This is a genomic window from Sphingomonas sp. Leaf230, assembly GCF_001421745.1.
In the GTDB taxonomy this organism is placed as follows: domain Bacteria; phylum Pseudomonadota; class Alphaproteobacteria; order Sphingomonadales; family Sphingomonadaceae; genus Sphingomonas.
The window spans coordinates 24,761-34,136 of the sequence record NZ_LMKW01000004.1 but is presented as its reverse complement, the minus strand read 5'-3'; the positions used below and the strand labels follow the sequence as shown (position 1 = coordinate 34,136).

General features: G+C 65.5%; 8 protein-coding genes. 5 read left to right on the top strand and 3 right to left on the bottom strand.

What is annotated here, in order from left to right; translation table 11 throughout:
- Positions 1 to 202 precede the first annotated feature (202 nt).
- Both ASE82_RS05435 and ASE82_RS05430 read right to left on the bottom strand, forming a co-directional pair.
- A complete protein-coding gene (locus ASE82_RS05435) occupies positions 203 to 1,558 on the bottom strand; it encodes a sensor histidine kinase (RefSeq protein WP_056059973.1) in 1,356 nt (451 codons plus the stop codon).
- The gene (locus ASE82_RS05430) at positions 1,555 to 2,232 is read right to left on the bottom strand and encodes a response regulator (protein ID WP_056059971.1); all 678 of its coding nucleotides are present in this window, start codon (positions 2,230 to 2,232) and stop codon (positions 1,555 to 1,557) included. The genes ASE82_RS05435 and ASE82_RS05430 overlap by 4 nt, the downstream gene beginning before the upstream one ends.
- A gap of 164 nt (positions 2,233 to 2,396) precedes the next feature.
- Between ASE82_RS05430 and ASE82_RS05425 the strand changes: the two genes are divergently transcribed.
- From ASE82_RS05425 to ASE82_RS05415, 3 genes are read left to right on the top strand one after another with little or no spacing between them, the layout of a single operon-like run.
- Positions 2,397 to 3,641: a glycosyltransferase family 4 protein gene (locus ASE82_RS05425; RefSeq protein WP_082441321.1), complete on the top strand. Its 1,245-nt coding sequence runs from the start codon at positions 2,397 to 2,399 to the stop codon at positions 3,639 to 3,641.
- A 5-nt stretch (positions 3,642 to 3,646) separates the two neighbouring features.
- Positions 3,647 to 4,639, top strand: coding sequence for a lysylphosphatidylglycerol synthase domain-containing protein (locus ASE82_RS05420; RefSeq protein WP_156348779.1), 993 nt, complete (start codon positions 3,647 to 3,649; stop codon positions 4,637 to 4,639).
- Between the two features lie 53 nt (positions 4,640 to 4,692).
- Positions 4,693 to 5,445: a hypothetical protein gene (locus tag ASE82_RS05415; RefSeq protein WP_197983150.1), complete on the top strand. Its 753-nt coding sequence runs from the start codon at positions 4,693 to 4,695 to the stop codon at positions 5,443 to 5,445.
- Here the strand turns inward: ASE82_RS05415 and ASE82_RS05410 are convergent.
- Positions 5,422 to 7,212 carry a chloride channel protein gene (locus ASE82_RS05410; RefSeq protein WP_056059965.1) on the bottom strand — a complete coding sequence of 597 codons (1,791 nt, stop codon included), beginning with the start codon at positions 7,210 to 7,212 and terminating at the stop codon, positions 5,422 to 5,424. The two genes, ASE82_RS05415 and ASE82_RS05410, sit on opposite strands and share 24 nt — an antisense overlap.
- A gap of 76 nt (positions 7,213 to 7,288) precedes the next feature.
- Here ASE82_RS05410 and ASE82_RS05405 point away from each other — a divergent pair, with 76 nt between their 5' ends.
- Positions 7,289 to 7,699 (top strand): MarR family winged helix-turn-helix transcriptional regulator, encoded by a 411-nt coding sequence (locus tag ASE82_RS05405; protein ID WP_056059962.1) that lies wholly within the window; start codon positions 7,289 to 7,291, stop codon positions 7,697 to 7,699.
- A 153-nt stretch (positions 7,700 to 7,852) separates the two neighbouring features.
- Entirely contained in the window at positions 7,853 to 9,352 is a 1,500-nt protein-coding gene (locus tag ASE82_RS05400) for an MFS transporter (protein WP_235524597.1), read from the top strand.
- Positions 9,353 to 9,376 lie beyond the last annotated feature (24 nt).

The window sequence follows — 9,376 nt, the reverse complement described above, 5'->3', positions numbered from 1 at the left end:
ATTTTCGTCGCCTACCAATTCCTCAAACCGGCGCACTCGCGGCGGCGGAGAGTGGTCTGCGCCTGTTGACTCAGGCCGCGATAGAGAAGCGGACGCTCAGGCCGCCCTGCTCGCTTCCCAGCTTCGGTCGTTCATTCAGTGTCAATTGTTGGCCCAAATTTTTATAGGCCATCAGTAACGACCGCTTGCCGCATAGTCTTTCCTAGGAAACCGGCCGCAGTCGAAAAGCGATCGCGAACCTGGTATGTCCCGGGTGCGATGTCAGTGTCACCTGCGTAGCGTGCGCTTCGGCAACCTGCGCTACGATCGCGAGGCCGAGACCGCTGCTACCTGCCGAACGGTCCCGTTTCCAGAACCGATGGAAGATCGCCGCATGGTCCTGTTCGCGGATCCCGGGGCCGTCGTCGCAGACGGCCAGCGTCCCGTCCGTGCCGACCGAAACGTCGATCCTGCTGCTGGTACCGCTATGCTTGACCGCATTCTCCAACAGGCACCCCAGCGCCTTGGCGATCCAGGCCGCGTGCCCCGCGACCATCACGCTGTCCGCACCGGGTGACAACGCGATCGACTTGTCCGAGCGGAAGGCCAGCGGTGCGATCGATGCCACGCCGTCCGTCGCGATCTGGACGAGATCGACCGATGCCGCGGTATCCAGTGCGACGGTCTCCAACTCGGCGAGTTCCAAGACCTGCTCGACGATCCGGCCGAGCGCGTCCAGGTCGCTGCAAAGCCTTGCCCGCAACGCCGCGTCGTCGACCGCCTCGACACGCAGCCGGGCGACGGCGATCGGCGTACGTAGCTCGTGGGCGGCATCGGCGATGAAATCGCGTTGCATGCGGTAACTCGACGTCAGCCGTTCGAGCAGCGCGTTGACGGCTAGCGCGAGCGGGCGAACTTCGGCAGGAAGCCGCTCGTCATGCAATCGAAGATCAAGCGGCACGCCTTCCGCGGTCTCCAGCGAAGCCGACGCCCTACGCACTGGCAAAACCGCGCGGCGGATGATCAGCACGTCGATCGCGAGCAATAGCAACAGCAGCGGCGCCACGATCGCCATTCCGTAGAGCAGGAACTGCGCGAGCAGATCGTCGAGGATATAATCCGGATGCGTGAGGTTCTGGAGCACGGCGATCCACACCCGTTCGTTACCAACCTGAGCCGGGCTACTCGTCCCTGCATAGAAGGTGCGGCGCGACTGGCGACGAAAGAAGCTTTCCTCGTCCTCCAGCGGAATATCCGCGGTCGGCAGGACCATCTTTGACGCCGATTGGAACAGGACCGTGCCGCGTTGATCGAGAATGCGGAACGAGAAGCCTGCACTGGGCGCGAACACCGCCGCGCTGGTATTGTCCTGCGTCAACCGGAGCCGGCCGGTCCCGTCGTGCGATAGCGCCTGCCGCAAGGCTTGCGCGTGGACGTGGAGCGTCTGGTGCTGAATCCGCGCCGCGGTCGTGTCGAGGAACAGGTACACGCTGCCGGCGACCGCGATGGCAGTGATCAACACCGCGATCGCATGCCACCGCAGGATCTGCGCCATCAGCGACCGCGGCTGGCTTGTCATGCGGCACGCTCCATAATCATATACCCCACCCCGCGGACGGTGACGATCTCGACATCCGCCTCGGCCAACGTCAGCCGCCTTCGCAACCGGTGGATATACACCTCGACCGCATTCGAGCCGAGATCGTCAGCGAGCCCGAACAGCAGTTGCTCGATATGCGCCTTCGTCACGACCCGGCTCGACCGGCGGATCAGCGCGGCGAGCACCTCCAGTTCGCGCGCGGACAGCACCGTCGGCACGCCGCCGATCGCAACCTCGCGCGTGGCGGGATCGAAGCTTACATTGCCGCAATCGATCGTCCGATCGACAATCGTCCCGCTACGCCGGAGCAGCGCCTGGATCCGGGCGAGCAGTTCCTCGGGCGCGAACGGCTTGGCGAGATAATCGTCGGCGCCCGCTTCGAGACCCGTCACCCGGTGTGCGACGCTCGCCCGTGCGGTCAGGGCGATCACCGGCGTGCGATCGTCCCGCTCGCGCATCGCACGCACGACCGATAGCCCATCGGCATCCGGGAGTCCCAGATCGAGGATAACGACGGCGTAGCGCGTGTAGGACAGCACGATCAGCGCATCCTCGGCCGTGGTCGTGCAATCTGACGCATAGCCCGCCGTATCGAGCAGACGGACCAGCATCGTGACCAGCTCGGCATGGTCCTCAACGATCAGGATTCTCATCGCTCGGCCCGGCTCTGGGCGCGCCGATTGCGCGGCGCTTCACGCGGCGATCGGTCTGTAAGGCTCACGTAAGCCAGGCCGCGTAGCCCGGTCGATCCACGATCCAGATCTTGATCCCAATCGATGTCGCACGATGCGCCCTCAGCAAAAATCAGAGTGTCTCCATGTTCGATACCCTTCGCCCGTTCCGGGGACCCGCTACGCTTTCCGCCCCGGCGATATTCGATGTGCCACGACGGGTCGCGCTGTTTTCCGGCAACTACAACTATCTTCGCGACGGCGCCAACCAGGCGCTGAACCGCTTGGTGGCGTATCTCGAACGCCGCGGCACCGACGTCCGGGTCTATTCGCCGACCTCGGATACGCCGGCGTTCGAGCCTGCGGGAACGCTCGTTTCTGTTCCGTCGGTGCGCATCCCGGGTCGCGGCGAGTATCGACTGGGCCTGGGATTGTCCGCTGAACTGCGTCGCGACGTGCAGGCATTCCGGCCCGATATCGTCCATGTGTCCGCTCCGGACTGGACCGGCGTCGCAGCACAGCGGCTCGCGAGGACGATCGATGTTCCGGTCGTTGCCAGCCTCCATACGCGGTTCGAGACCTATGCGCAGTTTTATGGCGCAGGGCTGATCCGGCCGGCGATGGAGCGACACCTCGATCGCTTCTACCGGAGCAGCGACATGATCCTCGTTCCGACCGCGCCAATTGCGGACGAATTCGCCGAGCAGGGCTTTGCCGACCGCACGCGCCTATGGGGGCGCGGCGTCGACCGCGACCAGTTCTCGGGCCGCCATCGCAATCTCGCCTGGCGGCGATCGCACGGCTTCCAGGACGACGACGTGGTCGTCCTCTTCTTCGGCCGCCTCGTTCGCGAGAAGGGCACCGCATTGTTCGCCGATATCGTCGACCGGATCACCACCTCGGGCGTCGCGATCCGGCCGCTGATCGTCGGCGACGGTCCCGAACGCCGCTGGCTCGCGAAGCGACTGGCGAATGCGCGGCTGACCGGCAGCCTGTCGGGCGACGAGCTCGGCCGCGCGGTCGCCAGCGCGGACATCTTCGTCAACCCGAGCATCACCGAAGCGTTCGGAAACGTCACGCTGGAGGCGATGGCGTCGGGCCTGCCCAGCGTGTGCGTCGACATCCCGAGCGGCCGCAACCTCCTGCGCAAGGGAACGGGCATGTTCTACGCCCCCGACGATATCGACGGCGCGGTCGCGGCCGTCCGCCGCCTCGCGGTCTTCTCCGATCTGCGGTCGACCATGGCGCGCGCCGCGCGTGCCGCGAGCGAAGAGTATAGCTGGGACAAGGCGTCGAAGATGGTCATGGACGCGTATCGCGCGCTCCTGAACCAGGAGCATGGGGAGACCGTACCGACTGCCAGGCCGCTGACCCGGTCGATCTCGGGCTGACCACGGTGATCGCACGGTGGCGTGGTCCGGCATGGTCGGGGTTGCGTCGCGCTACCTCCTCGCGGTCGGTTCGTACCGGCGTTGCCGTGGTGGCGATGCTCGCGATCGTCGGCATCGCCGTGTCGGCGTTGTCGCACCTGCTGGACGGCGTCAATGGGAGCGACATCCGCACGGCCTTGTCGCGGATCAATTGGCCACGCCTGTTCGCCGCCGCTGTCGTGACCGCGATCAGCTACGGGGTACTGACCGGATATGACGTGGTCGCGCTGCGGATCGTCGGGAAGCGCGTCCGCTATACGCGCGCCGCACTCGCGTCGTTCACCAGCTATGTCTTCAGCCACAATTTTGGGTTCGCGCTGCTGACCGGCGGCACCGCGCGATTGCGGATCTACCAGCCGGCGGGCCTGACGATCGGCGAAGTAGCGCATATCATGGTTCTGACTGGCGTAACCTTCTGGTCCGGCGTCCTGCTATTGCTGGGGTTCGGACTGATCGTCCAGCCAGGGACGGTGGCTGTCGCCGGCGTAGCGCTGTCCTATCCAGTGCACGCTGCGATCGGCGGGTCGAGCTTTGCCATTCTCGCTGCGGTTCTGGTTGGACTGAAACGTCGCGCAGGACGGACGCTCGTCCTATTCGGCCGCTCCATACGGCTGCCCAGCGTGTCGCAGGCGCTCGCTCAGATCATGCTGGCGAGTGTCGACATCGTTTTGGCAGCCACCGCGTTGTTCGTGCTGCTGCCGGGTGCGGAGGCAACGCTTTTTCCCGCCCTGCTGCTCGGGTATCTCGTCGCGATCGTCACCGGTCTCATTACGCACGCGCCCGGCGGGGTCGGCGTGTTCGAGGCGGTGATGCTCGTCAGCCTGCCCGATTTCGACCGCGCAAGCCTGTTCGCCGCATTGCTCGCCTATCGCGTGGTCTATTACCTGATCCCGCTGGCGATCGGCATGCTGCTGTTCGGCATCCATGAGCTACGCGGCGCACGTGTAAGGTCCGCGTAAGTCGGAGACGCGATGAGGGCGTGTCCATCTGCTCGGTCTATCGGAACCCTCACATGTCCATTCGCGCCCTGTTCTGCGCATCGGTCGTCCTCGGTGTAGTCGTCGCCACCGGCGCGGACGCGCAATCGGCGATACCAACGTCAATTCCGGGCGCGACGTCCGCTGCGATCCCCGCCATTCCCGAACCGATGATCTTCGACATGGTGCGCCCGCTTGGCGCCCGTCGCGGCGAACTCGAAGTCAACGCGCTCGCGCAGGTCAATCTCAGCGGCCCCGGCCGGCATGTCGAATGGGCACCGGAAGTCGAATACGCCGTTGCCGACGGCTTCGCGGTCGAGATCGAACTGCCGTTCACCAATAGTCGCCCGACCGATTACAAGATCGGCCTGCAAGGCACATTCGGCACGTTCCGCGGCGGCCGCAGCATCCACGGTGTCCAGTATCTGGGACTCCACAACCGCCGCGACGGCGGCTGGTCGAGCAGCCTGTTGTACCTGCTCGGCAACCGCTTCGGCGAGCGACTGAGTACGATGACGATGGTCGGCGCGGGCGACGTGACGCTCAAGAGCACGAAGGGTACCGGGCTGATCGTCAATCACACGACGTTCTGGGACGTCGGTCCAGACACCGTGCTTGGCTTCGAAGTGAACCGCCAGACGGGGGCGAGCCGGTATTGGCTGCTGATGCCGCAGTTGCACCGCGCGATCGGGCAGAAGGTGTCGGCGCAGATCGGCGCGGGTACCGAACGGAGCGCGACTGGTCCGTTCCGCCCAAGGGTCGGCTTACGCGTCATTCGCGAGTTCTGACATCTGGCTGGTTTTACGAGCGCTGGCCCGGCCGGTTTCAGACTGCCGTTGGGTCCGGCGAGCCTTGAGCAGATCCTGTCGCGAGAGGATGCCGACAACCTGTCGCGTATCGCGCGCGACGATCGGCACGCGTCCGACACCGGATTCGACCATCATGTCGGCCACGACTCCGATCGGCGTATCGGGATACGCGACGAGCAGCGACGCGTCCGACAAGGTCTCGGTCAGCGATACGTCGGTGCCCGGTTGCATAGTCCGCCAGCGCAACGCGTCGGTCCGCGACAGGAGGCCAAGTATGCGACCCGCATTGTCGACGACCGGATAGCTCCGATGTTCGGCGCGATCCGCGAAAAAAATCGCCGCGTCTGCGGTCGTCATCGAACCCGGCAGCGTCGCGGGCGCGCGTGACATCAACTGGTCCGCCTGCATCAGGTCGAGCGGATCGACGCTATATTCCTGCAGGATATGCCGGCCGCGGCGTGCGATCTTCTCGGTCAGGATCGACCGCCGCATCAGCAATACGCTGACCGCATAGGCCGCCGCTGCCGCTGCAATGGTCAGCGGCAAGGCATCGAAATGCCGCGTCAGTTCGGCCGCGAACAGCGCCCCGGTGATCGGCGCGCGCATCGCCCCGCTCATGATCCCGGCCATGCCAATCATCGCCCAGAACCCAGGACCGCCGGGCAGGACCTGCCCGGTCAGCGCGCCCGCGGCGCCACCAAGGATCAGCAACGGCGCGAGGATGCCGCCCGACGTTCCCGATCCCAGGGCAACCAGCCAGACGACCGCCTTTACGACCAGCAGCGCGAGGATGACACGCACCGCGAGGGACCCGTCGAGTAGCGCCTGGATATTGGGATAGCCGGCCCCCAGGACATGCGCGTCGACCAGTCCGCCAAGTCCGACGACGACCCCGCCGATTGCAGGCCACCACATCCAATGCACCGGCAGGCGATGAAACGCGTCCTCAACCGCATACAGCGCGACCGACAGCGCCGCTGCCAGCACGCCGGTGACGAGGCCTACTGCCGCGGCCATCGCGAGCGGCCAGGCGCCGGACGGGGTCGTGCTCGGGAACGGGAACATCGCACCGCCGTCGAGCAGCACCGGCCGCCACGCGAACGCGACCAGGACGGCGACCACGACCGGTACGAAACTGCGCGGCTTCCATTCGAACAGCAGCACCTCGATCGCCAGCAGGATTGCCGCGAGCGGAGTTCCGAAGATCGCGGTCATGCCCGCCGCCGCGCCCGCGACGAGCAGTGTCTTGCGCTCGGCGGCACTCATGTGGAAGCGTTGCGCGAACAGCGATCCGATCGCCCCGCCGGTCATGATGATCGGCCCTTCCGCCCCGAACGGCCCGCCACTGCCGATAGATACCGCGGCGGATAGCGGCTTGAGCAGAGCGACCTTGGCCGACATCCGGCTTTCGCCGAACAGGATCGTCTCGATCGCCTCGGGTATGCCATGCCCCCGGATCTTGTCGGAGCCGTAGCGCGCCATCAGGCCGATGATGAGACCGCCAATAACGGGAATGGCGACCATCCACGGCCCGACGAGCGTGTCGACGATTGCGGCTGACCGCGTGGAGAGTCGACCGAACCAGAAGAGGTTGGTCGCGAGCGCGATGAGTTTGATGAGCATCCATGCCGCAAGCGCCCCGCCGGTCCCGACGACGATCGCCATCGCCGCCAGCATCAGCATCCGCCGGTCGGCGCTATGGTCCGCGAGCTGGTGGTTTTCGATTGCTCGTACCGCTGCGATCATGATGAGAGTCTTTCGCCTCCGAGGAAGGCAGGCTATTATATCGTAGTGCGATATATATCAACACGGGCTGATTGCGATGAGTGATACGGACGCATTGAATGACGCCGATTACCAGGCACTGGCGGATTTTCGCCATGCGCTGCGGCTGTTCACGACCTTCAGTGAGACTGCGGCGGCGGCGGCTGGGCTTGCGCCGCAACAGCATCAGGCGCTGCTCGCGATCCGGGCCGCGCCGGTCGACGACATCACGATCGGCTATGTCGCGACGCGGCTCGTCCTCAAGCCGCACAGTGCCTCGGGACTGATCGACCGGTTGGAGGCGTCGAACCTCGTCGTCCGCTATAATTCCGATGGCGACAAGCGCCGCTCGCTCCTGCGCCTGACACCCGAGGGAGAAACCATGCTCGCGGGCCTGTCGTCGGTCCACCGCGACGAGATCGCCCGCCTCCGCCCCATGCTTACGGAGATGCTCGATCGATTTGGGTGAAACATCGATATCGGCCGGGAAGGTTCTGTCGTAACGCGATCTAAAATGCCAGGTAACGCAAACGCGGATGGCTGGCTGTTGCGCAAAGAAGCGCTGGGTAACGAGGGGGGAATTCGAACGATGGTGACCGGTAGGCGGGGTCTTTGGGCCTTCGTGGTCGGCTGTATCGCGGTGACGATCGGGGTCGCGCTTCATCTGCCGATGTTCCTGATGGCCCGCAGCATGGGCTACCGGATGGCCGGCATGCCGATGGACGTCGGCATGCTGATCGGCATGGCGCTGATCGTCGGCGGGACCGGCCTCGCCGCCTATGGGTTGCTGCCGGGCGATGCGATGCGGTTGCGGCGGCAATTGACGCATATGACCGTCACCGGGCTGCAGGATGCACCGTTGCGCGCATCGCACTGGGTCATGATGGGCGCACTGATCGTGGCGTTGGTGATCGACGTCATGAAGCCCGCCGCGCTTGGCTTCACCCTGTCGGGCATGACGAGCGAATATGGCGTGTCGCGTGCCACCGCCTCGCTGGTGCCGTTTGCAGCGCTGTCGGGGACGGTCGCGGGATCGATCCTGTGGGGCTTCGTTGCGGACATATACGGGCGCAAGGCGTCGATCCTGCTCTCGGCGGTGATGTTCGTCGGCACGTCGATCTGCGGCGCGATGCCGAGCCTCGTCTGGAACATCGCCATGTGTTTCATGATGGGCGCGGCCGCCGGCGGGATGCTGCCGGTCACCTATGCGCTGCTTGCGGAGATGATGCCGAACCGACACCGCGGCTGGAGCCTCGTGCTCATCGGCGGCCTGGGCGCGGCGGGAGGCTATTTCGCTGCCAGTGGCCTGTCGGCGCTCCTCCAACCGATCTTCGGCTGGAGGATCCTGTGGCTGGCCAATCTGCCGACCGGACTGCTGCTGATCCTTCTTGGTCGGCTGATACCGGAATCGCCACGGTTCCTGGTCGTTCAGGGGCGCACGCACGAGGCGGAGATGGTGCTCGCGCGCTTCGGTGGCGGGCGCGTGACGAGGCAGGACGCGCTGTCGAATGATGGGGCGGACGTTGCGGCACGGCCGACCCTGCGCAACGCTGGAGCACTCGTCGCCTTCAGCATCGCCGCGCTGGCCTGGGGCTGCGCGAATTTCGGCCTATTGCTGTGGCTGCCCGCCGACCTCGTCGCTCGCGGTTATAGCGTCGGCGTGGCTAGCGGACTGCTCGCCAAGGCCTCGCTGATCGCGGTCCCCACGATCTTCGTCGCGGCGCTGCTCTACAGCCGCTGGAGCAGCAAGGGTGCGCTCGTCGCGGCCATCGCGATGCTCGCCTTGGGACTCATCGGAGTATTGTGGGTCGAGCGGCAGTCCGGCATCGTCAGCCCCGTACTGCCGGTCGCCGCACTGATCGTCGGCGTGAACGCCATCATCGCCATCTTGTTGCCCTACGTCGCTGAGAGCTTCCCGGCGCGCATTCGGGGGCGCGCCACGGGATGGGTGGCGGCCTGTTCCAAAGCCGGTGGCCTGGGCGCACAAGGGCTCGCGATCGCGGGCGCGGTCCCGCCGCTGGCGACGGTAGCGGGCTTAGTTCTGGTACCGACGGCCGCCTCTCTCGTGCTCGTGGCGTGGCTGGGTCGCGAAACGAAAGGACGAGATGTCGACGTTATCTAGTCAGCGATCTAAATGTACAATTCG

Coding starts and splice junctions, on each gene's coding strand:
- ASE82_RS05435 (WP_056059973.1), bottom strand. CDS start 1,558: ATGACAAGCCAGCCGCGGTCGCTGATGGCGCAGATCCTGCGGTGGCAT.
- ASE82_RS05430 (WP_056059971.1), bottom strand. CDS start 2,232: ATGAGAATCCTGATCGTTGAGGACCATGCCGAGCTGGTCACGATGCTG.
- ASE82_RS05425 (WP_082441321.1), top strand. CDS start 2,397: ATGTTCGATACCCTTCGCCCGTTCCGGGGACCCGCTACGCTTTCCGCC.
- ASE82_RS05415 (WP_197983150.1), top strand. CDS start 4,693: ATGTCCATTCGCGCCCTGTTCTGCGCATCGGTCGTCCTCGGTGTAGTC.
- ASE82_RS05410 (WP_056059965.1), bottom strand. CDS start 7,212: ATGATCGCAGCGGTACGAGCAATCGAAAACCACCAGCTCGCGGACCAT.
- ASE82_RS05405 (WP_056059962.1), top strand. CDS start 7,289: ATGAGTGATACGGACGCATTGAATGACGCCGATTACCAGGCACTGGCG.